A 23,987-nucleotide genomic window follows, 5' to 3' on the forward strand; every position below is an offset into this window, starting at 1 on the left:
TTTGTTTATTCCCAGGCCAGCTCGGGATACTCCCGCGCCGCGCTGAAGCCGAAGCTGGAGCGCTCCTGCGCACTTAGCCCCGCGTCCAGCAGCGCACCGTACCGCAGCCCCGTCCGGTCGTAGACCTCCACCAGCGTCTGCTCGCCGCTGTAGTCGTTGGCGGCCAGCGCCAGCTTCCCGTCCTGCCAGCACATGGGCATGCGGTCCACCTCGTCCGTCAGATCGATGGTGGAGCTGCCGTAGTACCACGCGTCCGCAGCGTCCGTCAGCATAGCCGCGTCCCAGTCCAGCGTTCCATCGTCCTGCCATGTGGGCCACAGCAGCGGCGTGGTGAACTCCACGGCCCAGCCGCCGCCCTCCGGCAGCAGCACCACCAGCGTCTTGCCCGCAGCGGCCACCAGCAGGTCGTCCTCACTGTGATAGGTCACGGTGGGGTAGTCCGACCGGCTCTCCTGATAGGCAAAACCGGCCCCGGTGCCGACGGTGCCCTCCCAGTGCAGCAGCTCGCCCACCTCCACCAGCGGGACGATCTGCTTGCAGCGGAAGTCCGCCGCGTCCAGAATGCGCAGCACGTACTGACCGTCCTCAGCGGTGGTCAGCAGCACCTCTGACCGGTCGCCGCTGTACTGCAAGCCTATCACCCGCTGCGCGGCGATGTCCAGCTCACACACCAGCTGCGCATTGTCCGCATCCACCCGCGTGTAGGTGTAGCCGCCTCCGGCCCGGCTGGTGCCGCTCTCCTTGATGAACGGGATGTACCACAGCCCGAAGCCCTCCGGCGCCCATTCCGCCTGGGGTTCCGCGTCGGGGGAAAAGCCCACCGTCACCAACGTACCGCTCTCGCACCCCAGCGACAGCGGCGTGAACCGGTTTTGCGTGCGCAGCCGCGTGTCGCCCGTGAGATACATCTTTCCAGAGGAGCCGGTAACAACGCTGGGCTCCATCCAGTCCGCATCCCCCACCGGGATGCGCAGCCTGTCGAACATGGGGAACGTCAGCTCATCGTAGTCGCTGTAGTCGTCAAACAGCTGCCCCACGCTGTGCGCATCGGACGCCAGGTACAGGGGATACGCCTCATAGTACTCCCGCAGCATCACCCGCTCGGTGTAGCTGCTTTCGTAGCCGTTCTCACGATTCCGGGCCTCCGCGGCCTGCCGCAGGTGCGCACCCAGCGCATCCTCCCGCCGGATCGCCGCATTGATGTACCGCGTGTTGAAGCTCTCCCACGATGGAGGATCCGCTACATCGTCATACTGGGTGTAGGCGTTGTTGTAGACCCGCACGGCAAAGGACTCCTCCGACTCCCACGTATTGGCCCCCACGTCGTACACCGTGTCCCACCGCAGGCAGCTGCCGAACCGCGCGGCGGTGCGGAAGCGCAGGCCCTCCGCCGCTGCGGCGTCGCCGTGGGAGAGGACGGCGGTGTAGGGCATCGGCACGGCGGTGGCGTCCAGCGCCGTATTGGCCGCCGTCAGTACCGCCGCCGCCAGCACCAGCATGGCCGCCGCAGCCGCAAGGCTCTGTTTCATGTGTCCTCGCCCTCCTCTCCGTCCGTCAGGGCATCCAGTGCCTGACTGACACGCTCCGGCCGGTAGTGATATGTCTCCTTGATATAGCCCATCAGGTCTCTGCCGGACTCCTCCAGCTCCTCGGCGGAGCAGTCCCCCACGATGCCGCCCTCGCGGATGAGTACGGCCCGGGAGATGCAGTCCTTCACCTCCTCGATGAGGTGGGTGCTCAAAAGCACCGTCTCCCGTTCCGTCAGGATACCCAGCAGCACCTTGTAGAAGTCCTCGCGGTTGAAGATGTCGTTTCCGGCGAATGGCTCATCCATCAGGATGTAGTCCGCCCCCTGCGACAGCGCCATGATGACCTCGAACTGGTTCTGCATACCGGCGGAGAAGCTGCGCAGCTTTTTGTCCATGGGTAAGGAGAAAAACTCCATCAGCCCATGGAACCGCTTGTCGTTGAAGCGGGGAAAGTGGGCGGCGTAGAAGTCCCGATGGGCCGCCGCCGTCAGCCCGGGGAAAAACGAGTGCTCGCAGGTGGCAAAGCTGAGCCGGTCGATGTTGGTGCGGTCGATGGCGGTGCCGTCCAGCGTCACGGTGCCCTCGTGCCGCACAAGACCCAGCACGCACTTCATCAGCGTGGTCTTGCCCGCGCCGTTCTCGCCGAACAGCCCCACGATCTGCCCCTGTGGCAGCGTCAGGGACACATCGTGCAGCGCCTCCTTGGAACCGTATTTCTTGCTGATATGGCTGATCTCAAGCATATGTGATCCCTCCTTAACCGTAGTAGTGCGCATAGGGCGACGCGGCAATGGCGTTCATGACCCGCTGGATATTCTCCGCCGTGGGAATGCACTGCTCCGGCGTGATGAACCGCCACGCCAGATAGCACAGCCCCAGCACCACCGCCGCCGCGGCCACGGCGCACACCGCCCAGACCAGCGGCGCGGTCCACACCTGCCGCCGCAGGGTCTGCCGCCCATCGGGCAGACGGCGCATCAGGTAGATGCTGCGCCCGCCCAGATAATAGGAGCTGTACAGCATCACAGACGACAGCAGCGCCAGCAGCACCACCACGCCGAACACGATGACCACCGGCTCCACATAGGCGGAGAAGGGGCCCATCAGCGCCGTGTCCATCAGCCGTCCGTCCCAGTAGAACATGCCGCGGTAGGTCGCGGCGTAATGCACGGTGAAGTCGATGGCAGCCGTCAGTGCGCCGATGGCCAGACTGCCGATGATGATGCCCTGCATGGTGTCCGCCGGTACGTTGGGGGGCAGGACGTGCTCAAGCATCCTGCCGCACGCGGAAGTCCTGTTTTTCGGCATCCTCCGTCTCTCCTTTCTGCAGCAGCACCACGCAGAGTCCCGCGCCCGCTGCGGCCACAAAAGCCCATATGAATGTGGAGGCAGCTCCCATCCGTGGGAAGAAGCCGCCGATGGTCAGTGCCAGCGCCGCAATAGGCGCGATGCTGAATTTCCCCCGGCGCTGGGCCTGGGAGAACCGCGCCGCCGCCGCGGCGCACAGCGCCAGCAGCAGTCCGTCCTCCGCCCACACCAGCGTGTCCCGCACAGGCATCAGATGGTGCAGGAAGCTGCTGGCATACACCGCCAGCAGCAGCGTCTGCCGCCCGGGCGTGTATAATGCGTTGTCCGGTACGATGTTCCGGATGCGCAGCTGCAATACCAGCACCGTCACCGCCGCCATCACCGCCCAGTAGAACAGCAGGCACACGGCGTTCAGCGCCATCCACCACAGGTTGGCCGCGCCCTCGCCGATGCGCAGCCGCCGCATGGTCAGATCCGTCTTTGTTCCGTAGCCGCAGCCGTTGAGACTCAGCACCGCCATCACACCCGCCAGTCCCACGGCACACACCACCGTGGCGCCGGTGCGGGATGGCAGATAACAGTAGTCGCTGGGAGTATATGTCTCCACGACCTCCCCGTCGGGATATACCGTGGACTGGCTGGGCGTCTGCGCCGGCACCAGATACAGCAGCGCGCCTGCCAGTGCCGCCGTCAGCACCGTGATGAGCAGTATGCGGCCCACCGCGCCTCGGGCCGCCAGCCCCAGTACGGATAAATGCTTTCTCATACCTCCGCTCCCTCCTTGTCATACAGTGCGTCCAGCAGGCGGTGGGCCTCCTCGCGGCTCAGCCCCATGTGCCGTGCCGCGTCCACCATGGCCTGCATCTCCGTCTCCAGCATCGCCTGCCGCAGGGCTTCGATCTGCTGCGGCGACGCCTGGATACAGCTCTTGGCTCCGGCACGGGACGTGGCCAGCCCCTCGTCCTCCAGCAGCTTGAAAGCCTTCTGCACGGTGTTGGGATTCACTGCCAGCAGCGCCGACACCACCCGCCGCGACGGCAGCTCGTCGCCGTCCTGTATGGCGCCTGCCGCCAGCCCCTGCTGGATGTATCGGACGATCTGGAGATAGATGGGGGTGTCGTCCGTCTGTCGGAAGTCCTGAAATGAGATCACGCGCCTCGCCTCCTTTCTGTGAAACTGTATTAGCTGTGTAATACGGTCGTTAACTGTATTATACGAATAACACAGTTTGCTGTCAACCCCAAAAATTAAAAAAGTCGTAAGCTCCGGCGGCTTGCCACCGGCCCTCCTGTCGGGTATAATAAACTGGCAGCGAAGAAGCAGGGGAGGGGAGCGCCATGTACCGTATTTTCATCGTGGAGGACGACGCCGCTATCGCGCAGGCCGTCTGTGAACAGGCGGAGTCCTGGGCGCTGGAGGCCCGCTGCGTCTCGGATTTCCGCCGCGTGGCGGAGGAGGCCGCGGCCTACGGCCCGCACCTCATTCTGCTGGACATCTCTCTGCCGTTTTTCGACGGCTACCACTGGTGCCGCCAGATCCGCCGCACCAGCCGCGTGCCCATCATCTTCCTGTCCTCGGCGGCGGACAATATGAACATCGTCATGGCCATGAACATGGGCGCCGACGATTTCATCGCCAAGCCCTTTGACCGGAACGTGCTGATGGCCAAGGTGCAGGCCCTGCTGCGCCGCACCTACGACTTTTCGGTGCAGCCGCCGGTGCCGGTGTGCCGCGGGGCCCGCCTGCGCACGGACGTGCAGAAGCTGGAGTACGGCGGCGCGTCCGTCGACCTGACGAAAAACGAGTACCGCATCCTGCTGTGCCTTATGGAGCGGGCGGGACAGGTGGTCAGCCGTGAAAAGCTGATGCAGACCCTGTGGGAGACGGACAGCTTCGTGGACGAGAATACCCTGACGGTCAACGTCAACCGCCTGCGCAGGAAGCTGGCCGCCTCGGGGCTGGAGGATTTCATCACCACCCGCCACGGCGTGGGCTATCTGGTGGCGCAGGACTGACATAAGGAGACCTATGAAATTTTTCGGACGATATCTCCGCCAGCACCGTCTGGCGATATTACTGCTCATCCTGAGCTGGGGCCTGCTGGCGGCCAGCTTTGCTCTGTATGGCCTGCCGCTGGCGGCAGTGGCCTACCCTGCGTTATTGAGCCTGCTGCTGTGTCTGGCCGCCGCAGTCTGGGACTATACCCGTACCCTCCGCCGCCACCGGAAGCTCTCGGAGCTCCAGACGGCGGCTAACGCCCAGCTCATGGACCTGCCGGAACCCGCCTCCATTGAGGAGGGCGACTGCATGGCCGCCATCGCCGCCTTGCGCCGCGCCGCATCGGAGCGGGAGACGGCCGACGCCGCCCGTTATCGGGAGATGGTGGACTACTACACCGCCTGGGTCCATCAGATCAAGACCCCCATCGCCGCCATGCGCCTGACCCTCCAGCCGGACGACACCCCCAATGCCCGCCGGCTCATGAGCCAGCTGCTGCGCATCGAGCAGTACGTGGACATGGTGCTGATGTACCTGCGCCTGGACGAGGGGACCAGCGACTTTGTGATCCGCGCCTGCGATCTGGACGGCATCATCCGCCAGAGCCTGCGGAAATTCGCGGGGGAATTCATCGACCGTAAGCTCACCCTGCACTATGAGCCGCTGCATCTGTCGGTGGTGACAGACGAGAAGTGGCTGGGCTTCGTGGTGGAGCAGGTGCTGTCCAACGCCCTGAAATACACGCCGGAGGGCGGCGGCATCACCATCGACGCGGAGGCCCCTGCCACCCTCTGCATCCGCGACACCGGTATCGGCATCACGGCGGAGGATCTGCCCCGCATCTTCGATCGCGGCTACACCGGCCGCAACGGCCGCACCTACCGGCAGGCCAGCGGTATCGGCCTGTACCTCTGCCGCCGCATCTGCCGCGACCTGGGGCATACCATCACCGCATCGTCTGCGGCAGGGGAGGGCACCGTGCTGCGTCTGGACCTGAGCCGCCGCACCGGCCCTCTGGAGTGAGCGTCTGAAATCTTACAATTCTGTTAGAATACGGGCGGGAAATGTAAGCCAACGCTATGGCAGCCGTTTCCCGCCCCTGCTATACTGTGACCTGCAAACAAAAGGAGGTCGTTTTTATGTCGATTCTGGAAGTCAGCGGTCTGCGCAAGGTGTATACCACCCGCTTCGGCGGCAGCCGCGTGGAGGCCCTGCACAACGTGGAGTTCACGGTGGAGCAGGGCGAATATGTGGCCATCATGGGCGAATCCGGCTCCGGCAAGACCACGCTGCTGAACATTCTGGCGGCGCTGGATACCCCCACTGCCGGCACGGTGCGTCTGGACGGACGTGACCTGTCCGCCGTGAAGGAGGCGGATGCCGCCGCCTTCCGCCGTGACCATCTGGGCTTCGTGTTTCAGGAGTTCAACCTGCTGGATACCTTCTCGCTGGAGGACAACATCTATCTGCCGCTGGTGCTGGCGGGCCGCCCGTACAGCGAGATGCGTGACCGCCTGCGTCCTCTGGCGGACCAGCTGGGCATCGCGGACCTGCTGAAAAAGTACCCCTACGAGGTGTCCGGCGGCCAGAAGCAGCGCGCCGCCGTGGCCCGCGCACTTATCACCCAGCCCCGCCTGCTGCTGGCGGACGAGCCCACCGGCGCACTGGACTCCCGGGCCACCGATGAACTCCTGACGCTGTTCGGCGATGTGAACCGCCGGGGCCAGACCATCCTCATGGTCACCCACTCCGTCAAGGCGGCCAGCCGCGCCGGCCGCGTGCTGTTCATCAAGGACGGCGAGGTATTCCATCAGGTCTACCGCGGCGACAGCAGCGACGCCGGCTTCTATCAGGTCATCTCCGACACCCTGACCATGCTGCAGGCAGGCGGTGACGCACGATGAACCGCGGATTTTACCCCCGTCTGGCGTGGACGGGCATGAAGCAGAACCGCCGGCTGTACCTGCCGTACCTGCTGACCTGCACCGGCGTCACCGCCGTGTTCTACATCCTCATGGGCCTGTCGGTGTCCTCTGTGCTGCCTCAGATGTCCGGCGGCCGCAGCACGGCCCTGATCATGAGCCTCGGCAGCATGGTCATCGCTTTTTTCGCCCTGATCTTCCTCTTTTACACCCATTCGTTCCTGATTCGCCGCCGCAGCCGGGAGTTTGGCCTATACAACGTGCTGGGTATGGGCAAGGGCAACATCGCCCGCGTCCTGCTGTGGGAGACGCTGCTCTCCTGCGGCGCCACCACCCTCATCGGCCTGGCGCTGGGCATTCTGCTGTCCAAGCTGGCGGAGGCGGCCCTGCTGAATCTCCTTCATCTTCAGATCGCCTACACCTTCACCGTCAGCATCCCCTCGCTGCTCGTGACGCTGGGCCTGTTCGCCGCCATCCACGCCCTGATCTTCCTGCGCTCCCTGTGGGAGCTGCACCGCGTCAGCGCCGTGGCCCTGCTGCGCAGCGAGTCCGTAGGCGAGAAGCCGCCCCGCGCCAGGTGGGCACTGGCCGTGCTGGGCATCGCCCTGCTGGGCGGCGCGTACTGGCTGGCCGTGTCCATCCGCGAGCCGCTGGAGGCACTGACTTGGTTCTTCGTGGCGGTCATCATGGTCATTGTGGGCACGTACCTGCTGTTCATCACCGGTTCCGTGGCCCTGTGCCGCATGCTCCAGAAGAACCCCCGCTACTACTATCAGCCCCGCCACTTCGTGTCCGTCTCCTCCATGGCCTACCGCATGAAGCGCAACGGCGCGGGTCTTGCCAGCATCTGCGTGCTGGCCACCATGGTGCTGGTGATGCTCTCCTCCACCACCTGCATGTACTACGGCGTGGAGGATGCCCTGCACCAGCGCTACCCCCGTGACATCGGCGTGGAGTGCTATTTCGGCGACCGGCTGGACCAGATGGACGAAGCGCATCTGGACATCCTCCGCGCCGCCGTGGCGGACGCCGCGGACGCTATGGGCTCCTCCCGCGACAATGTGCAGGATTACCGCGCCGCATGGCTCTACGGCATACTGACGCCGGATGGCGCATTGCGCAGCGCCAGCGACAGCGGCGGCCCGGCTTCGGAGATGACCCGCGTGACCCTGATCTCTCTGCCGGACTACAACGCCCTTACGGGCACGGAGCTGACGCTGTCGGACGGCGAGGTCTACGTCTACGGCCACCGCATGACCTACACGGCCCCGCAGTTCACCGTGGGCGATACCACATGGCGCGTGAAGTCCCTGCTGGACCGCTGCGCCGTCAATGGGGCCTCCGCCGCCGATGTCACCCCGTCCCTCTACGTGGTGGTGCCCGCCTTCGAAAGCGCCGCCCGGCTGCTGCTGGATCTGTCCGCCAACAGCGACCTCTCCGTCCAGCTTCGTTGGTACTACCAGTTCGACAGTGACCTGCCTGACGACGCGCAGCACAGCGGCTCCGCCTCCTATGGGACGGACGGCGTGCCTGCGAACCTGACGGACGCGCTGGAATTGGCCCTGTACAACGTCTACGCGGAGACCGGACTCACCACCGGCTGGGAGGTGGAGTCTCTGGCGGCCAACCGCAGCGACTTCTACGGCGCCTACGGCGGCCTGTTCTTTCTGGGTATCATGCTCAGCGTGGTGTTCTCACTGGCCGCCGTCTCCATCATCTACTACAAGCAGGTCTGCGAGGGCTACGAGGACCAGAGCCGCTTCGCCATCATGCAGAAGGTGGGCATGACGAAGCAGGACATCCGCCGCAGCATCAACTCCCAGCTGCTCACCGTGTTTTTCCTGCCCATGGCACTGTCCGGTGTCCACCTGTGCTTCGCCTTCCCCTTCATCCACAAGCTCCTGCTGCTGTTCAACCTCAGCAACACCTCGCTGCTCATCGGCACCACCGTCGTCAGCTACGTGGCCTTCGCCCTGCTGTATACGCTGGCCTATAAGCTGACCTCCAATGCCTACTACCACATCGTCAGCGGCGCGGCGGAGCGTGAATAAACAAAAAAGCGCCCTCCGGCCAACAGGCCGGAGGGCGCTTTGCACTCACTCCTCGGTGAAGTGTACGTGGTTGAAGATGTGATCCTGACAGAAGCAGTGGTAGCCCGCGCACTTGCTGCAATAGCGGAACTGCAGATCGGGGTAGTCGGTGTCGGTGCGGCCGCACACGGCGCACTTGTGGTGATAGCCCTTTTCCTTCTCCTGCTGCTTTACCGCCTGCTTGAACTGCACGGTCCTGGGGCTGTACTGCTGCCTGGTGCGGTTGGCCAGATAGTGTACCTCCGGCCAGATGAACACGGCGAAGTTCAGCAGCGCCACCACCGGCAGCACCACGCCTGCCCAGTTGTGCTGGCCAATGGCGCGGATGATGTCGAAGGCGAACAGCGCACCGTCCAGATACGCCAGCCACTTCATCTTCACGGGCAGGAAGAACATGAACAGCACCGTGGTGTCGGGAAACAGCATGGCGAAGGCGAAGAACATGGACAGGTTCACGTAGGTGGTGCCCGCCACGCTGATGAAGTTGTTGCCGGTGATAAGGCTGGCCAGAATGGCGCCGATCACCGTCAGGAGCATACCGCTGAAGTAGTAGAGATTGAACTTGGCGGTGCCCCACTGCTGCTCCAGTGTCGAGCCGATCCAGTAGTAAAAGTACAGGCTGATGATGAGCATCAGCGGGGAGCTGGCGCTGGGATAGAAGATGAATGTCACGATGCGCCAGATCTCGCCGTGGAGCAGACCGTTCAGGTTGAATTTGAGAAAGTCCAGCGCGGCGGGATTGGTGTACATTGTCAGCATGGACAGGATATACACCGCCGCGTTGCCGATGACGATGACGCGCATCAGATTGGGAATACCAAAGCGGGGGTGGGCGGCGCAGAAGCGCTGCACCCCGTCATAGAGCTTTTTCAAGGGGAACGTCCTCCTGTATCAATTCAAGTAACGCCTATTGTAGCGCATAGGACGAAAAAAGTCATGTCATTTTTTTGAACAATAAAAAAGTTTCCGGAAAGTGGATAATTTGCGGTTTTTGCGGGAAATCTATTGACAACCGCGAAAAATGTGCTATGATATGCGTACAAGTGAATACCTTATCAAGAGTGGCGGAGGGACCGGCCCGATGAAGCCACGGCAACCTGTTTTTTCAAGGTGCCAAATCCGGCGAACGAATCGAAAGATGAGGGAAGGCAAGAAAGCTTCAGCACTCTGTCGGTTCGGACAGAGCGCTTTTTTATTGCGTGTTCCCAAAAGAAAGGAGAAATTTATCATGGCAAGACATCTGTTTACTTCCGAATCCGTTACTGAGGGGCATCCCGATAAGATCTGCGACCAGATCTCCGATGCGGTGCTGGATGCCATCTTCGCCCAGGACCCCAATGGCCGCGTGGCCTGCGAGACCTGCGCCTCCACCGGCCTGATCCACATCATGGGCGAGATCACCACCAGCTGCTACGTGGATATCCCCAAGATCGCCCGTCAGGTGGTGCTGGACATCGGCTACGACCGCTCCCAGTACGGCTTTGACGGCAACACCTGCGCCGTTATCACCAACATCGACGAGCAGTCCAGCGACATCGCGCTGGGCGTGGACAAGAGCTACGAGGCCAAGGCCAAGGGCGAGAGCGAGCTGGACAACGGCGCCGGCGACCAGGGCATGATGTTCGGCTACGCCTGCGACGAGACGCCGGAGCTGATGCCACTGGCGATCTCCATCGCCCAGAAGATGGCCAAGCGCCTGACCGACGTGCGCAAGCAGGGTCTGGTGGACTACCTGCGTCCCGACGGCAAGACCCAGATCACCGTGGAGTACGGTGACGACGGCGCCCCCATCCGCGTGGACACCGTGGTCCTGTCTACGCAGCACAGCCCCGACGTGTCTCTGGAGCAGATCCGCAAGGACATGATCGAGCTGGTCATCAAGCCCACCGTTCCCGCCGACCTGCTGGACGATGAGACCAAGATCTACGTCAACCCCACCGGCCGCTTCGTCAACGGCGGCCCCGCCGCCGACACCGGCCTCACCGGCCGCAAGATCATTGTGGACACCTACGGCGGCAGCGCTCCTCACGGCGGCGGCGCTTTCTCCGGCAAGGACCCCACCAAGGTGGACCGCTCTGCGGCCTACGCCGCCCGCTGGGTGGCCAAGAACGTGGTGGCCGCGGGTCTCGCCCGGAAGTGCCAGGTGCAGCTGGCCTACGCCATCGGCGTGGCCCGTCCCGTCAGCGTGCTGGTGGAGACCTTCGGCACCGGCGTGGTGGCCGATGACAAGCTGGAGGCCGCTGTGGAGAAGGTCTTTGACCTGCGCCCCACCGCCATCATCCGCGATCTGGACCTGCGCAAGCCCATCTACCGCCAGCTGGCGGCCTACGGCCACATGGGCCGCGAGGATCTGGGCGTGTCCTGGGAAAAGACCGACCGCGTGGACGCCCTGAAGGCCGCGCTGGGTCTGTAAAAATCCGGAAAAAAGAGTCCCGCAGCATTGCTGCGGGACTCTTTTTTACTTGTCGCGGCATTGAAGCCCCAGCTGATAGAAGGCCACGGCGCTGGCCGCCGCCACATTCAGACTGTCCACTCCGTGGGTCATGGGGATCATCACCGTATAGTCGCACTGCGCGATGGTGCCGTCCGCCAGCCCATCGCCCTCGGTGCCCAGCACCACGGCCAGCTTTTCGGCGCCCAGCAAACGGGGATCGTCCAGCCGCAGAGAGTCCTGCCGCAGCGCCATGGCTGCCGTGACGAAGCCCATTTCGCGGAGCGTCCCCGTCCAGTCGCCCTCCTCCGGCAGATACGTCCACGGCACCAGAAACACGTTGCCCATGCTGACGCGGGACGCCCGCCGGTACAGCGGGTCGCTGCCCTGTTGGGTCAGCAGCACCGCGTCCATGCCCAGCGCCGCCGCGCACCGGAAAATGGCCCCCACATTGGTGGGATTCATCACGTTTTCCAGCACGGCGATGCGCCGCGCTCCGGCGCAGACCTCCGCCACGGAGGGCAGTGCCGGCCGCCGCATGGCGCACAGCATGCCGCGTGTCAGGTGGAAACCGGTGAGCTGCGTCAGTACCTCCAGCGGCGCGGTATAGACGGGAATGTCCGCATCGCAGCGGGCCAGGATTTCCGCGCCCTTGCCGGAAATGTGCTGGGGCTCCATGAGGAACGACACCGGCTGGCAGCCCGCGTCCAGCGCCCGCCCGATGACCAGCGGGCTTTCGGCAATGAACAACGCGTTGGCGGGGTCTGCGCGGTTTACCAGCTGGTTTTCCGTAGCGCGGGCATAAACATCCAGCTCCGGCGCAGCAAAATCGGTGATCTCGATGGTGCGGGCCATGGGGGTCTCCTTCCTCCGTCAGGCGTTGAGGATGCGCATGAACTCCTCGCCGGTGATGGTCTCCTTTTCATACAGATGCTTGGCCAGCTCGTCCAGCTTGCCGCGGTTATCGGTGAGGATCTTCAGCGCCTTCTCGTGCTGCTGCTTCACCAGAGCTACCACCTGCTGGTCGATCTTCGTCTGGGTATCGGCGGAGCAGGCCAGGGACGTGTCGCCGCCCAGATACTGGTTGGTCACGGCCTCCAGCGCCACCATGCCGAAATCATCGCTCATGCCGTAGCGGGTGATCATGGCGCGGGCCAGCTTGGTGGCCTGCTCAATGTCGTTGGAGGCACCGGTGGTGATGGAGCCGAACACCGTCTCCTCGGCGGCACGGCCGCCGGTGAGGGTAGCGATCTTGTTCTCCATCTCCTCCTTGGTCATCAGATAATGGTTGCCCTCCTCCACCTGCATGGTGTAGCCCAGCGCGCCGGAGGTGCGGGGCACGATGGTGATCTTCTGCACCGGCGCGGAGTGGGTCTGCAGGGCCGCCACCAGCGCGTGGCCGATCTCGTGGTAGGACACGACCTTCTTCTCATGGTCGGTCATGATGGCGTTCTTCTTCTGATAGCCGGCGATGACCACCTCAATGCTCTCCTCCAGGTCCGCCTGGGTAGCGAAGCGGCGTCCGTCACGGACGGCGCGGAGGGCGGCCTCATTGACGATGTTGGCCAGCTCTGCACCGGAAGCGCCGGAGGCCATGCGGGCCACCTTGTTGAAGTCCACATCCTCGGCGATTTTGATCTTCTTGGCGTGGACCTTCAGAATATCCTCGCGGCCCTTCAGATCCGGCAGCTCCACCGGCACGCGGCGGTCGAAGCGGCCCGGACGGGTCAGCGCGGGGTCCAGAGACTCGGGGCGGTTGGTGGCCGCCAGAATGATGACGCCGTTGTTGCCCTCAAAGCCGTCCATCTCGGTGAGCAGCTGGTTCAGGGTCTGCTCCCGCTCGTCATTGCCGCCGTACTGGCCGCCGCTGCGCTTCTGGCCGATGGCGTCGATCTCATCGATGAACACGATGCAGGGGGCCTTCTCCTTGGCCTGGGTAAACAGGTCACGCACCTTGGAAGCGCCCATGCCCACAAACATTTCCACGAACTCGGAGCCGGAGATGGAGAAGAACGGCACGTTGGACTCACCGGCCACGGCCTTGGCCAGCATGGTCTTACCGGTGCCCGGAGGGCCCACCAGCAGGATGCCCTTGGGCATGGATGCGCCGATCTCTTTGTACTTGGTGGGGTCGTGGAGGTAGTTTACGACCTCCTGAAGGTTCTCCTTGGCCTCGTCCTCACCGGCCACATCGGCAAAGCGGATGCCCTCGGAGGACTGGACGTAGACCTTGGCATTGGACTTGCCCATGCCGAACATCATGGAGTTGCCGTCTCCGCCCATTTTCTTCACCATATTGCGGGAAATGAGCTGGCCGATGCCGATAAAGAGGATCAGCGGCAGCACCCAGCCCAGAATGCTCATCAGCAGGGAGGTCTGCTCCACCTCCTCGCCGGTGGTGGAAATGCCCGCGTCCAGCAGACGCTGCACCAGCCCGTCATCGGGGACGATGGCCGTTTTATAGATGGTCTTGTTGTCCTTGCCGGTGAACAGGATGCGGTTGCTCTGCTCCTGTATCTCCACCTGCCCGATCTCTTTCTGCTCCGTCATGGTGATAAAGGTATTGTAGTCCACCTCACGGATCTGGTGCTCCGTCAGCCAGGGCATAGCCAGCAGGTTGAACAGCAGCAGCACCAGCATCGCGATAATGTAGTAGTAGAGCAAAGGCTTCTTGGGGGTCTTGACCTCTCTCATACAAGCGCCTCCTTGCAGACGTATTATTCAAAGTATTATAGCCGCGCCGTACTGTAAAGTCAAAGGGCACAGCGGAAAAACCTGTAAATTTTTCCTGAACACCGGCGTATCCGGGACTTATTGCATATTTTGTGAACAGACTTTGCTACTTTTGTGAACATTAGCACTCTCCTATTGACAGTGCTAAAATCGGCGCTATAATGAAGCCGAACCTTGAGAGAGGGGCGAGCAAGCGGCCCCGCCGGAGAGGTTTGGAACTGTTGATACAATGAGGGTAATATAGTGGGCGGCGGCCACCCGGTCCGCCGCGATACGAATGGAGGTATGACATATGTTGCCCAGCATTTTTGGTGAGAACCTGTTTGATGATTTCTTTTCTGATCCGTTTGGCATGATGGTGCCTCAGGGCCGCGACCCGCTGTACGGCAAGCACGCCAAGAACCTGATGAAGACCGATGTCCGCGAGACGGAGGGTACCTACGAGCTGGATGTGGACCTGCCGGGCTTCACCAAGGACGAGGTGAACGTGGAGCTGAAGAACGGCTATCTGACCATCCAGGCTGCCAAGGGCCTGGACAAGGATCAGACCGATAAGAAGGGCAAGTACATCCGTCAGGAGCGCTGCGCCGGCGCTTGCAGCCGCACGTTCTACGTGGGCGATGGTGTGGAGCCCGAGGATGTCACCGCCAAGTTTGAAAACGGCATCCTGCAGCTGTCCATCCCCAAGGAGGCCAAGAAGCAGCTGCCCAAGAATACCAGCGTCACCATCGGCTGACGTGAACAGGCAAAAAAGAATGACCCGCCTCGGCGGGTCATTCTTTTTGCGCTTTTACCAGATCTGCTCGGCCACGATGTTCTTTTTGTAGCTGATGCGGAAGTAGAAGAACTCCGCCACGCCGGTGATGAACCAGGAGAAGATATACAGCAGGTACAGAGACGGCACTGTGTGGAAGTAGGCGAACACCGTGTAGATCCACACCACGCGGAACACGCAGGAGCCCATGATGACCACGATGGTGGGGATGATGCTCTTGCCGATGCCGCGGGAGGCGGCGATGCTGTTGTCCATCAGCGGGGCTATGGCGTAGGAGAAAGCCATGATCCGCAGACGGTCCATGCCGGCGTCGATGACGGCGGGCTCGTTGGCGAACAGGGACAGGAACTGCCGTCCGAACAGCAGCATCATCGCGCCAAAAATGGCGCCGGTGAAGATGCCGTACAGCATGCAGATGTGATAGCTCTTAAGGATACGCTCCTTATGGCCCGCGCCCCAGTTGCGGCTGACGAAGCTGGCGCAGGCGGTGTAGAACGCCGCCATCATGTTGAACACCAGAGTATCGGCGTTGGCGGCGGCAGCCGCGCCGGAGACGGTGATCTCGTCGAAGGAGTTCAGACCCGCCTGCACGAACAGGTTGGCCAGGGCGAAGATGGCGTTCTGCAGGCCGGAGGGGACGCCGATCATCAGGATGCGCTTGACCGCCGCCTTGTGGAGCCGCAGCTGCCGCATGCTCAGGCGGCAGGCGTCCTTCCGCCGCAGCAGGTGGACGACGATCAGGACGGCGGATACCCACTGGGCAATGGCGCTGGCGATGGCCACGCCCTCGGCGGACATCCGGCAGCCGATGACGAATACCAGATTCAGAATGACGTTCAGCACACCGGCCACGGATAGGTAGATCAGGGGGCGCTTGGTATCGCCGGTGGCGCTGAGGATACCGTTGCCGCAGTTGTAGATGCCGATGCCGGGCAGGCCCAGCGCATAAATACGCAGGTACAGCACGGCGCCGGGAAGGAACTCCTCCTTGGTGTTCAGCAGGCGCAGCATAGGCTCGGCAAAGAACGCGCAGATCAGGCACACCAGCACGCCTGCACCCGTACAGATCAGCAGGGAGGAGTGGGTGGTGCGCTCCACGTTCTCACTGTCGCCGATGCCCAGCCAGCGGGCCACCGACACATTGACACCGGCGCCCATGCCGATGAGCAGGCCGGTGAACAGGGACACCAGCGTGGTGGTGGAGCCCACGGCGCCCAGCGCCACATAGGTATTATAGGCATATTTACCGGCGATGGCCACGTCGCTGAGGTTGAACAGCACCTCCAGCACCTGGGTCAGCATCAGCGGCAGGCTGAACAGCAGAATATTTTTCCACAGAGACCCGCTGGTCATCTCAATGCTTTTCATACGGCTTTCCTCACTCCCAAATGTTCCTTTTTTTATATAAAGCGCACCAGTTTCTTTATATGGCTGCAAGAGCAGAGTATATCACCGGCGCGGGGGCAAAGCAAGCATATTTACCAACAGACTTTCCGATGAAAAAACGGGGCCGATTGTGCAGAATGTACCCACATACGGGAAAAGAGGTGGATTTTTGCGGCGCTGATGTGCCGGTTTTTGAAATTTTCGCCTGCATCTTGCGGAGAAGGGTGGGATGTGCTATCCTGAAAACAGCGAAAAGAAAAGGAGAGCGCTATGAAGCTGGTTCTGATCGACATCGACAACACCCTGCTGGATTTTGACGCCTACATCCGCCGGACCATGGAGGAGGGCTTCGCCCACTTCGGCCTGCGGCCCTACGAGCCGTGGATGTACGATGTGTTCCACCGCGAGAACAACAAGCTCTGGCGGCAGATCGAGGAGGGCACCCTGACGTTTCCGGAGCTGGAGAAGATCCGGTGGAACAACGTGTTCGCCGCGCTGGACATGGACTTCGACGGCGTGGTGTTCGAGAAATATTTCCGCACCGCCCTGCACGAGAGCGCCATCCCCGTGAACGGGGCGCGGGAGCTGCTGGAGGCACTGCGGGGCAGGTATCTGCTGGCCGCCGCCAGCAACGGCCCCTATGAGCAGCAGCTCCACCGGCTGGCTCTGGCGGGTATGAAGGACTTCTTCGACTGGTTCTTCATCTCCGAGCGCATCGGCGCGTCCAAGCCGTCGAAGCTCTTTTTCGATGAGGCGTTCCGGCAGGTCAACGAGGGCCGTGAGACGCCTATCCTGCCGGAGGATACCGCCATCATCGGCGACTCTTTGACCTCCGACATGGCCGGCGGCAGGGGGTGCGGACTGAAGACCGTGTACTACCGCCGTCCGGGGGCCGCGCCCGCCAATGACAGCGTGGACGTGACGGCGGAGGACCTGCGGGACATCCCCGCGCTGCTGCAATAAGCTGCGAACAGACGAACGAGGCGCATGCCATTGGCATGCGCCTCGTTTTATTGCGCTCTCGGAGTCAGCAGCGCCTTACGGTGCCGCAGGTAATAGCCGTATCCGGCGGCGTCCGCCAGGAACCAGCCGATGGGGATGGCGGCCCAGATGCCCACTTCGCCCACCGGCCCCGCCAGGGCGTAGGCCAGAGCCACGCGGGTGCCCAGGGAGACGACTGTCAGCACCACGCTCATGCCGGGCCGCTGCACGGCGCGGTAAAAGCCGTACAACAGGAACAGGCAGCCGATACCGGCGTAGAACGTGCCCTCAATGCGGAGGTAGCGGACGCCGCAGGCGATGACCTCCGTATCGCCCGCCTGAACGAAAAGACCCATCAGCGGCCGGGCGAATACCACCACCAGCGCCGCTGCGGCGCAGGAGAAGGCGGCGCTCACCGCCGTGGCCTGCCGCAGGCCCTGCCGCAGCCGGTCGGACTGCCCCGCGCCGTAGTTCTGGGCCGAGAAGGTGGAGAAGGCGTTGCCGAACTCCTGCACCGGCAGGTAGGCAAAAGCGTCGATCTTCACGGCGGCGGCAAAGGCCGCCATCACCACCGGCCCGAAGCTGTCCACCAGACGCTGTATCAGCAGGATGCCGAAGTTCATGGCCGACTGCTGCGCGCAGGTCAGCAGCGACAGATCCATCAGCTCCCGCAGGATATGCCGGTCGAACCGGAAGTCCGCCCGCCGCGGCAGCATGTGGCGGCAGCGCAGCAGGGCATAGATCGTCAGCCCCAGCCCCGCAGCGTACTGGGCGATCACCGTGGCCGCTGCCGCGCCGGACACGCCCCACCGCAGCACCAGTACGAACAGCAGGTCCAGCCCCACGTTCAGCAGGGCCGCGCCGCCCAGAAACCACAGCGGTGCGGCGGAGTTGCCCGCCGAGCGCAGCAGGCAGGCGAAGAAGTTATAGAGGAACGTGGCCGCCAGCCCTACAAAAATGATGCGCAGATAACCGGCCATGTCGCCGTACAGCGAATCGGGCACCTGCAAAAACCGCAGGATGGGGTCCAGCAGGACGTATACCAGCGCCGTCACCGCCGCCGTCACCCCGCCGATGAGGCAGAGGGCCAGCGCCGCCGCCCGATGCAGAGACGCCATGTCCTTCCGGCCCAGATAGATGGAGAACAGTGCCCCTGCGCCCATGGCCAGCCCCAGAAACACGGAGGTCAGGAACGTCATCAGCGTGAAGGCGGAGCCCACCGCTGCCAGGGCGTCGCGGCCCAGCGCACGCCCCACGATGAGAGTGTCCGCTACATTATACAGCTGCTGGAGAAGGCTTCCCACCATCATGGGCAGCGCGAACAGCAGCAGGCTGCGGGTGATGCCGCCGCGGGTCATGTCCCGATACATAAAAACTCCTCGTCAGGAAAGGACGGGGGCCGCAGGCTCCCGTCCTTCATCGTTGTTGTGCCGGCTCAATAGCCGTAGAGCATGGAGCGCTTGATGTCCGCCAGACAGTGAGCGCTGCACATGGCCATGGTGTCGGCCAGCTCGGCCTTCAGCTTGTCCACGTAGACCTGCACGCCCTCGAAGCCGCCGCCGTACACCATGTTCACGAAGGGACGGCCGATGAGGACCGCGTCCGCACCCAGCGCCAGCGCCTTGAACACGTCCATGCCGGAGCGGATGCCGCCGTCCACCAGAATGGTCATTTTGCCGCCCACAGCGTCTGCGATGGCGGGCAGCACCTCCGCCGTGGCGGGGCACTGGTCCAGCACACGACCGCCGTGGTTGCTGACCACGATGCCGCTGGCGCCGGCCTCCAATGCCTTTTTCGCGCCGTTCACCGTCATGATGCCCTTGAGGATGAAAGGCTTACCGGCCTTTTCCGCGATCTGCCGCAGCTCATCCACGGTCTTGCTGCCGGCGGGAGGCGTCATGTTTTTCAGGAACGGCAGGCCCGCCGCGTCGATGTCCATGGCGATGGCGATGGGATCGGCGGCCTTGGCCAGCGCCATTTTTTCCTCCACCAGCGCCATATTCCAGGGCTTTACCGTGGGCACGCCGCAGCCGCTGTTTTTCTTCAGGGCCTCGGCCGCACCCTCCATGACGGCGGGATTGATGCCGTCGCCGGTGAAGGCGGCGATACCTGCGGCGGCGCAGGCGGTCACCAGAATGTCGTTATACGTCAGATCGTCATACTTGTCGCCGTAGTGCAGCTGCATGGCGCCCACCGGCGCGGCGAACACCGGCAGCACGACCTTCTTGCCGAAGAAATCGTAGGACGTGTCCACGGGCTTGTTCTCACAGATGGTGTCCATGTTGACGCACAGCTCCTGCCACTTCTGGTAGTTGCGGATGAAGCCGGTGCCGATGCCCTTGGCTCCGGGGCCGGGGATGGTGTTTTTGCAGGCCATGCCGTTGCAGGTGGGACAGGACTTGCAGTAGGGACCCATACAGGTGCGGGCGTTGTTCAGGATCTCCTGATATGTCATGAAAGTGTACCTCCGGTTTCAAATGTGTAGTACCGCCATTGTACTCCGACGGCGGGAAAAAGCAACTCCGAGTTTTTCTCAGTGGTGGAAGCTGGTGACCTGGGGAGGCTCCGGCTGGGGCAGACCGTACTGTGTCTTGCCCAGCTGGATGGCCTTCATGAGGAACGCCATGTTCCGTCCCAGCGTCCGCATGGTCTGGAGGCCCTCCCTGTCCTGGCGCACCTCCTCCGGTGTATTGCCGTACACCATGTTCCAGTACTGGCTGCTGGCGATGGGCATCCCGGCGATGGTGAAATACTTGTTCAGCACATCGAAGCTGGAGGTGTTGCCGCCGCGGCGGCAGGACACCACCGCCGCGCCCACCTTCATGGTCAGGTTCCGGATGCCGGCGCTGTAAAACAGCCGGTCCATAAAGGAGATGGCGTCCCCGGCGGGGGAGGCATAGTGTACCGGCGCGCCGATGACCAGCGCGTCTGCCTCCAGCAGCTTGGGAGACGTCTCGTTCACCGCATCGTCGTACACGCACTTTCCCAGCTTGCGGCAGGCGCCGCAGCCGGTACAGCCGCAGACGACTCTGCCGCCGGCCTGCACGATCTCGGTTTCGATGCCCTCGTCCTCCAGCGTGCGGGCCAGCTCCTCCAGCGCCGTGTAGGTGCAGCCCTTGGGATGGGGGCTGCCGTTGATGAGTAATGCCTTCATTACCGCACCTCCTTGGATAATTTCGCGGCCATTATAGCACATTTCCCGCAAAAAGCAACACCGCGGAGGGGAAAACCTCCGCAGTGTCGTTTTGCGCAGGCGGCTCACGCCTCCTGCACCGCGTATTTCTCCAGAATGCCCCGCAGCGCCGACAGGGAGCTGGTGTGGCATCTCTCAATGATGGTGCTGCTGCCCTTCAGCTCACTGAGGGCGCCCTGCACCAGCTTGTGGGACATGGTATTGGTGAAAAAGATCATCAGGTCCGGCCGCCCCAGCTTGTTCTTCAGCCCGCCGGAGGGCTTGGTCAGCACCTTGGCCTGACACTGGTACGCGCCGCAAAGCTCCTTATAGCGGCGCTCCATGCACTCATTTCCACCCAATATGACAACGCTCATACACGCCGCCTCCTTCAATTTGAAATTTAGTTAGATTACTCTAACCGCGACTATCATACCAGACTTTACCGCAGAATGCAAGACATATTTTTTATGGTCCTGAAACAGGGTCTCTTGCATTTTGCAAGTCGATGAAATATAATGTGCAAAAACACAGGCCCGCAGGGGCCGGAAGGGGGCAGCGGTATGCGTATCGTTGTAAAAGTGGGGACCTCCACGCTGGCGCACGCCACGGGGCGGCTGAACATCCAGCGGATGGAGCGGCTGTGCAGGGTGCTGAGCGATCTGAAAAATGCGGGGCATGAGATCATTCTGGTGTCCTCCGGCGCCATCGGCATGGGTGTGGGGAAGCTGAATCTCCCGGGCCGTCCGGCGGACATGCCCAGTAAGCAGGCGGCTGCCGCCGTGGGCCAGTGCGAGCTGATGTATACCTACGACAAGCAGTTCACGGAGTACAGCCACACCGTAGCCCAGCTGCTGCTGACCGGCGAGGACATCAAAAGCGAGCAGCGCAGCCGCAATGTCCGCAGCACGCTGTCCCGCCTGCTGGAGCTGGGGGCGCTGCCCATCATCAACGAGAACGACGCCGTGGCCACCGACGAGATCGGCGTGGAGAACACCATCGGCGAGAACGACAGCCTGTCGGCCATCGTGGCCGCCGCCATCGGCGCGGACCTGCTGGTGCTGCTGTCGGACATCGACGGGCTGTACGACAAGGATCCCCGCCGCCATCCCGATGCCCGCCTGATCCCCACGGTGGAGCGGGTGGACGACGAGCTGTTCACCCTGGCGGAGGACAGCAGCACCGGCTTGGGCACCGGCGGCATGATCACCAAGCTGCGGGCCGCCGCCATCGCCACGGAGGCGGGCTGCGAGATGGTCATCGCCAACGGCAGCAAGCCGGAGGTGCTGTATGATATCGCCGCGGGCCGCCCTGCGGGCACCAGATTTTTGACAGGAAGGGCTGCTGTATGACCACGATCGAGCTTCTGCAAAAGACAAAGGCCGCGTGGCCGGCGCTGAGCGCCGCGCCTGCGGAGGAGAAAAACCGGCTGCTGCTGGCTATGGCCGATGCGCTGGAGGAGAGCACCCCCGCCATTCTGGCCGCCAACGCGCAGGACATGGCGGACGCGGAGGGGCACATTTCCGCCGTGATGCTGGACCGCCTGCGGCTGGACGAGGGCCGCATCCGCGCTATGGCCGACGGCGTCCGCGCCGCCGCGGCGCTGCCGGATCACACCGGGCGCACGCTGGCGCAGTTTACCCGCCCCAACGGCATGACCATCACCAAGGTGCAGGTGCCTCTGGGTTTGGTGGCCATCATCTACGAGAGCCGCCCCAACGTCACCTCAGACGCCGCGGCACTGGCTGTCAAGAGCGGCAACGTCTGTATGCTCCGAAGCGGGAAGGAGGCGTACCGCTCCTGCCGCGCCATCGTGGCGGCGCTGAAGGCGGGCATCACCGCCGCCGGAGGCGATGCCGACATCGTGAACATCGTGGAGGATACCACCCACCAGAGCGCCAACGATATCATGCAGGCCCGGGGGCTGGTGGACCTGCTGATCCCCCGCGGCGGCGCGGGACTCATCCGCGCCTGCGTGGAGAACGCCGCCGTGCCCTGCATCGAGACGGGCACCGGCATCTGCCACGTCTATGTGGACGCCGCCGCCGATCTGGACAAGGCCGTGCGTATCATCACCAACGCCAAGACCAGCCGTCCCTCTGTGTGCAACGCCGAGGAGGTGTGCCTGGTCCACACCGCCGTTGCGGAGAAGCTCCTGCCCATGCTGCACAAGGCACTGGTGGCCGACCGTATCGCCGCAGGACAGCCGCCGGTGGAGCTGCGGCTGGACCGCCGCGCCGCCGCCATCATCAGCGGCACGCCCGCATCGGAGACCGACTTCGACACCGAGTTCCTGAACTACATTCTGGCTGTGGCCGTGGTGGACAGTCTGGACGATGCCATCGCCCACATCGCCGCCCACTCCACCCATCACAGCGACTGCATCGTCACGGAGGACGCCGCCGCTGCGGCCCGCTTCACCCGTCAGGTGGACAGTGCCGCCGTGTACGTCAACGTTTCCACCCGCTTCACCGACGGCGGAGAGTTCGGTCTGGGCTGTGAGATGGGCATCTCCACCCAGAAGCTCCACGCCCGCGGCCCCATGGGACTGGACGAGCTCAGTACCTATAAATATGTCGTCACCGGCGACGGACAGATCCGATGAAAAAAACACTCCCGACCGATGGTCGGGTGTACGTAAGACAGTATTGCGCCGAGATTGACGAAGCGGCACGAAACCGCATGGAGCTGATCGTGCCGAAGCTGGCAAAGCAGTACGGCGTGACCGAGCAACTGAAAGCCGATAATCAAATGGAATGGGTGCGGCAGATGAACGCTTGCAAGGCACAGGCAGAGGAGATTGTGAAAGCGGAATTGATTTATGATTGAGCGAGGAAGTCCGAGCAGAAAACTGTTCGGACTTTTCTCATATAGTCCAAAGTTGCGGTAGAACTGTTCACAAGTTTTATGGTATAATTTGAATACGAAAAGTGAGCAACAAATTTGAATTGAGATTTCATATATTCAAAGGGATTTAATAACTGTTATATTTTATTATCAAATATCTCTCAAGCCCTTGAAAACACTAAGTTTGTCGCAGGTGAGCTTTCCCTTATTGTTTCCCTTGTATTATATTGTCCCATGAGTTTTTACGAACTCTGATAAGGGAAAAAACAAGGGAAAGAAAATCTTATAAAACAGTATAACACAAAATAAAAGTGACATGGTGAACTGATTGAAATGCTTCTGATTTTTGCAACAAATGATTGATTGAACGATAAGGAGATTTGATACGATGAGAACGATATTTGCAGAATACAATCCACAACGCAACAGCATTGATGTTTATACTTCTGCTGGCTATATGCTCCGCATTGACTGCTGGGAAGCGGAGAAGAATTTAACAACTACTCCCGGATCTGACTGTGCATTAAACGCACTTGCCATTGATGAACCACTTGAGTATGCAAGATTGTATCTTGATGGAACGATGCAAATGTGGATAGATGCGGAAGATTCCTTTTAGGTATACGCAAGAAACGGCGGCTCTGATTTCTCAAAACCGCCGTTAGGATAATAACTTAAAATAGGCGCGCAAAATTCACCTGCCCCAGCCAGCGGTTTTTTTCTTTCCCCGTAGTCGGGGCAGGTTCATGCGCTATGCAATTATTCTTCTTTAGCTTCTATCAAGCCGATATTTTTTGCTCTGCGTTCCACATAGC

At 62.2% G+C, this 23,987-nt stretch carries 23 protein-coding genes, 1 pseudogene and 1 riboswitch; of the genes and pseudogenes, 11 read left to right on the forward strand and 13 right to left on the reverse strand.

Annotated features, from left to right (window positions below; genetic code table 11):
* Nucleotides 1-5: 5 nt before the first annotated feature.
* The 5 genes from ACZM22_RS05890 to ACZM22_RS05910 are packed head-to-tail and all read right to left on the reverse strand — an operon-like array spanning nt 6 to nt 3,989.
* A complete protein-coding gene (locus ACZM22_RS05890; RefSeq protein ID WP_489543412.1) occupies nt 6-1,529 on the reverse strand; it encodes a hypothetical protein in 1,524 nt (507 codons plus the stop codon).
* The gene (locus ACZM22_RS05895) at nt 1,526-2,272 is read right to left on the reverse strand and encodes an ABC transporter ATP-binding protein (RefSeq protein ID WP_489543413.1); all 747 of its coding nucleotides are present in this window, start codon (nt 2,270-2,272) and stop codon (nt 1,526-1,528) included. Before ACZM22_RS05895 ends, ACZM22_RS05890 begins: the two co-directional genes overlap by 4 nt.
* 13 nt (nt 2,273-2,285) lie before the next feature.
* Nucleotides 2,286-2,804 (reverse strand): hypothetical protein, encoded by a 519-nt coding sequence (locus ACZM22_RS05900; protein WP_489543414.1) that lies wholly within the window; start codon nt 2,802-2,804, stop codon nt 2,286-2,288.
* Nucleotides 2,797-3,603, reverse strand: a complete 807-nt coding sequence (locus ACZM22_RS05905) for a hypothetical protein (RefSeq protein ID WP_489543415.1) — start codon at nt 3,601-3,603, stop codon at nt 2,797-2,799. The genes ACZM22_RS05900 and ACZM22_RS05905 overlap by 8 nt, the downstream gene beginning before the upstream one ends.
* Nucleotides 3,600-3,989 carry a GntR family transcriptional regulator gene (locus ACZM22_RS05910; protein WP_484424561.1) on the reverse strand — a complete coding sequence of 130 codons (390 nt, stop codon included), beginning with the start codon at nt 3,987-3,989 and terminating at the stop codon, nt 3,600-3,602. Before ACZM22_RS05910 ends, ACZM22_RS05905 begins: the two co-directional genes overlap by 4 nt.
* Nucleotides 3,990-4,174: 185 nt before the next feature.
* Between ACZM22_RS05910 and ACZM22_RS05915 the strand changes: the two genes are divergently transcribed.
* The 4 genes from ACZM22_RS05915 (at nt 4,175) to ACZM22_RS05930 (ending at nt 8,808) form a co-directional block, all read left to right on the forward strand.
* Entirely contained in the window at nt 4,175-4,852 is a 678-nt protein-coding gene (locus ACZM22_RS05915; RefSeq protein WP_489543416.1) for a response regulator transcription factor, read from the forward strand.
* A 13-nt stretch (nt 4,853-4,865) separates the two neighbouring features.
* Entirely contained in the window at nt 4,866-5,858 is a 993-nt protein-coding gene (locus ACZM22_RS05920) for a sensor histidine kinase (RefSeq protein ID WP_484424563.1), read from the forward strand.
* Nucleotides 5,859-5,974: 116 nt separating this feature from the next.
* Nucleotides 5,975-6,739 (forward strand): ABC transporter ATP-binding protein, encoded by a 765-nt coding sequence (locus ACZM22_RS05925; RefSeq protein WP_483268062.1) that lies wholly within the window; start codon nt 5,975-5,977, stop codon nt 6,737-6,739.
* Nucleotides 6,736-8,808 (forward strand): ABC transporter permease, encoded by a 2,073-nt coding sequence (locus ACZM22_RS05930; RefSeq protein ID WP_489543417.1) that lies wholly within the window; start codon nt 6,736-6,738, stop codon nt 8,806-8,808. Before ACZM22_RS05925 ends, ACZM22_RS05930 begins: the two co-directional genes overlap by 4 nt.
* Nucleotides 8,809-8,853: 45 nt before the next feature.
* On the opposite strand, the gene ACZM22_RS05935 is transcribed toward ACZM22_RS05930, so the two are convergent.
* Nucleotides 8,854-9,720: a rhomboid family intramembrane serine protease gene (locus ACZM22_RS05935; protein ID WP_489543418.1), complete on the reverse strand. Its 867-nt coding sequence runs from the start codon at nt 9,718-9,720 to the stop codon at nt 8,854-8,856.
* Nucleotides 9,721-9,896: 176 nt separating this feature from the next.
* A riboswitch (SAM riboswitch) is annotated at nt 9,897-9,992 on the forward strand.
* Nucleotides 9,993-10,075: 83 nt separating this feature from the next.
* On the opposite strand from ACZM22_RS05935, the gene metK reads away from it, so the two are divergent.
* Nucleotides 10,076-11,260, forward strand: a complete 1,185-nt coding sequence (gene metK / locus ACZM22_RS05940; RefSeq protein ID WP_489543419.1) for a methionine adenosyltransferase — start codon at nt 10,076-10,078, stop codon at nt 11,258-11,260.
* Nucleotides 11,261-11,305: 45 nt separating this feature from the next.
* On the opposite strand, the gene ACZM22_RS05945 is transcribed toward metK, so the two are convergent.
* Together ACZM22_RS05945 and ftsH are read right to left on the reverse strand one after the other, a co-directional pair.
* Nucleotides 11,306-12,133: a TrmH family RNA methyltransferase gene (locus ACZM22_RS05945; protein ID WP_483268066.1), complete on the reverse strand. Its 828-nt coding sequence runs from the start codon at nt 12,131-12,133 to the stop codon at nt 11,306-11,308.
* A gap of 18 nt (nt 12,134-12,151) precedes the next feature.
* Nucleotides 12,152-13,972 carry an ATP-dependent zinc metalloprotease FtsH gene (gene ftsH, locus ACZM22_RS05950; RefSeq protein WP_489543420.1) on the reverse strand — a complete coding sequence of 607 codons (1,821 nt, stop codon included), beginning with the start codon at nt 13,970-13,972 and terminating at the stop codon, nt 12,152-12,154.
* A gap of 331 nt (nt 13,973-14,303) precedes the next feature.
* Here ftsH and ACZM22_RS05955 point away from each other — a divergent pair, with 331 nt between their 5' ends.
* Nucleotides 14,304-14,747 carry an Hsp20/alpha crystallin family protein gene (locus ACZM22_RS05955; protein ID WP_484437828.1) on the forward strand — a complete coding sequence of 148 codons (444 nt, stop codon included), beginning with the start codon at nt 14,304-14,306 and terminating at the stop codon, nt 14,745-14,747.
* A 54-nt stretch (nt 14,748-14,801) separates the two neighbouring features.
* On the opposite strand, the gene ACZM22_RS05960 is transcribed toward ACZM22_RS05955, so the two are convergent.
* Nucleotides 14,802-16,154 (reverse strand): MATE family efflux transporter, encoded by a 1,353-nt coding sequence (locus ACZM22_RS05960; protein ID WP_483268388.1) that lies wholly within the window; start codon nt 16,152-16,154, stop codon nt 14,802-14,804.
* A 288-nt stretch (nt 16,155-16,442) separates the two neighbouring features.
* Here ACZM22_RS05960 and ACZM22_RS05965 point away from each other — a divergent pair, with 288 nt between their 5' ends.
* On the forward strand, nt 16,443-17,135 hold the full coding sequence (locus ACZM22_RS05965; protein WP_489543421.1) for an HAD family hydrolase: 693 nt from the start codon (nt 16,443-16,445) through the stop codon (nt 17,133-17,135).
* A 47-nt stretch (nt 17,136-17,182) separates the two neighbouring features.
* Here ACZM22_RS05965 and ACZM22_RS05970 read toward each other — a convergent pair whose 3' ends face one another.
* The 4 genes from ACZM22_RS05970 to ACZM22_RS05985 all read right to left on the reverse strand — a co-directional run bounded on the left by ACZM22_RS05970 (nt 17,183) and on the right by ACZM22_RS05985 (nt 20,702).
* Nucleotides 17,183-18,523, reverse strand: a complete 1,341-nt coding sequence (locus tag ACZM22_RS05970) for an MATE family efflux transporter (protein WP_489543422.1) — start codon at nt 18,521-18,523, stop codon at nt 17,183-17,185.
* 65 nt (nt 18,524-18,588) lie between these two features.
* Nucleotides 18,589-19,608, reverse strand: a complete 1,020-nt coding sequence (locus ACZM22_RS05975) for an alpha-hydroxy-acid oxidizing protein (protein ID WP_489543423.1) — start codon at nt 19,606-19,608, stop codon at nt 18,589-18,591.
* Nucleotides 19,609-19,686: 78 nt separating this feature from the next.
* The gene (locus ACZM22_RS05980; protein WP_489543424.1) at nt 19,687-20,307 is read right to left on the reverse strand and encodes a flavodoxin family protein; all 621 of its coding nucleotides are present in this window, start codon (nt 20,305-20,307) and stop codon (nt 19,687-19,689) included.
* A gap of 104 nt (nt 20,308-20,411) precedes the next feature.
* Nucleotides 20,412-20,702, reverse strand: a complete 291-nt coding sequence (locus ACZM22_RS05985; protein WP_483268393.1) for a DUF2325 domain-containing protein — start codon at nt 20,700-20,702, stop codon at nt 20,412-20,414.
* 186 nt (nt 20,703-20,888) lie between these two features.
* Between ACZM22_RS05985 and proB the strand changes: the two genes are divergently transcribed.
* The 4 genes and pseudogenes from proB to ACZM22_RS06005 all read left to right on the forward strand — a co-directional run bounded on the left by proB (nt 20,889) and on the right by ACZM22_RS06005 (nt 23,791).
* Nucleotides 20,889-21,677, forward strand: coding sequence for a glutamate 5-kinase (proB, locus tag ACZM22_RS05990; RefSeq protein ID WP_489543425.1), 789 nt, complete (start codon nt 20,889-20,891; stop codon nt 21,675-21,677).
* Nucleotides 21,674-22,930, forward strand: a complete 1,257-nt coding sequence (locus tag ACZM22_RS05995; protein ID WP_484425168.1) for a glutamate-5-semialdehyde dehydrogenase — start codon at nt 21,674-21,676, stop codon at nt 22,928-22,930. Before proB ends, ACZM22_RS05995 begins: the two co-directional genes overlap by 4 nt.
* A 38-nt stretch (nt 22,931-22,968) precedes the next feature.
* Nucleotides 22,969-23,154, forward strand: a pseudogene (locus ACZM22_RS06000) (TnpV protein); the annotation flags it as partial.
* Between the two features lie 406 nt (nt 23,155-23,560).
* Complete coding sequence (locus tag ACZM22_RS06005) at nt 23,561-23,791, forward strand: DUF6061 family protein (RefSeq protein ID WP_009203541.1); 231 nt, start codon at nt 23,561-23,563, stop codon at nt 23,789-23,791.
* Nucleotides 23,792-23,987: the final 196 nt, after the last annotated feature.

It is taken from the genome of Vescimonas sp. (assembly GCF_057856985.1).

Coding starts and splice junctions, on each gene's coding strand:
- ACZM22_RS05890 (WP_489543412.1), bottom strand. CDS start 1,529: ATGAAACAGAGCCTTGCGGCTGCGGCGGCCATGCTGGTGCTGGCGGCG.
- ACZM22_RS05895 (WP_489543413.1), bottom strand. CDS start 2,272: ATGCTTGAGATCAGCCATATCAGCAAGAAATACGGTTCCAAGGAGGCG.
- ACZM22_RS05900 (WP_489543414.1), bottom strand. CDS start 2,804: ATGCTTGAGCACGTCCTGCCCCCCAACGTACCGGCGGACACCATGCAG.
- ACZM22_RS05905 (WP_489543415.1), bottom strand. CDS start 3,603: ATGAGAAAGCATTTATCCGTACTGGGGCTGGCGGCCCGAGGCGCGGTG.
- ACZM22_RS05915 (WP_489543416.1), top strand. CDS start 4,175: ATGTACCGTATTTTCATCGTGGAGGACGACGCCGCTATCGCGCAGGCC.
- ACZM22_RS05920 (WP_484424563.1), top strand. CDS start 4,866: ATGAAATTTTTCGGACGATATCTCCGCCAGCACCGTCTGGCGATATTA.
- ACZM22_RS05925 (WP_483268062.1), top strand. CDS start 5,975: ATGTCGATTCTGGAAGTCAGCGGTCTGCGCAAGGTGTATACCACCCGC.
- ACZM22_RS05930 (WP_489543417.1), top strand. CDS start 6,736: ATGAACCGCGGATTTTACCCCCGTCTGGCGTGGACGGGCATGAAGCAG.
- metK (WP_489543419.1), top strand. CDS start 10,076: ATGGCAAGACATCTGTTTACTTCCGAATCCGTTACTGAGGGGCATCCC.
- ACZM22_RS05945 (WP_483268066.1), bottom strand. CDS start 12,133: ATGGCCCGCACCATCGAGATCACCGATTTTGCTGCGCCGGAGCTGGAT.
- ftsH (WP_489543420.1), bottom strand. CDS start 13,972: ATGAGAGAGGTCAAGACCCCCAAGAAGCCTTTGCTCTACTACTACATT.
- ACZM22_RS05955 (WP_484437828.1), top strand. CDS start 14,304: ATGTTGCCCAGCATTTTTGGTGAGAACCTGTTTGATGATTTCTTTTCT.
- ACZM22_RS05960 (WP_483268388.1), bottom strand. CDS start 16,154: ATGAAAAGCATTGAGATGACCAGCGGGTCTCTGTGGAAAAATATTCTG.
- ACZM22_RS05965 (WP_489543421.1), top strand. CDS start 16,443: ATGAAGCTGGTTCTGATCGACATCGACAACACCCTGCTGGATTTTGAC.
- ACZM22_RS05970 (WP_489543422.1), bottom strand. CDS start 18,523: ATGTATCGGGACATGACCCGCGGCGGCATCACCCGCAGCCTGCTGCTG.
- ACZM22_RS05975 (WP_489543423.1), bottom strand. CDS start 19,608: ATGACATATCAGGAGATCCTGAACAACGCCCGCACCTGTATGGGTCCC.
- ACZM22_RS05980 (WP_489543424.1), bottom strand. CDS start 20,307: ATGAAGGCATTACTCATCAACGGCAGCCCCCATCCCAAGGGCTGCACC.
- ACZM22_RS05985 (WP_483268393.1), bottom strand. CDS start 20,702: ATGAGCGTTGTCATATTGGGTGGAAATGAGTGCATGGAGCGCCGCTAT.
- proB (WP_489543425.1), top strand. CDS start 20,889: ATGCGTATCGTTGTAAAAGTGGGGACCTCCACGCTGGCGCACGCCACG.
- ACZM22_RS05995 (WP_484425168.1), top strand. CDS start 21,674: ATGACCACGATCGAGCTTCTGCAAAAGACAAAGGCCGCGTGGCCGGCG.
- ACZM22_RS06005 (WP_009203541.1), top strand. CDS start 23,561: ATGAGAACGATATTTGCAGAATACAATCCACAACGCAACAGCATTGAT.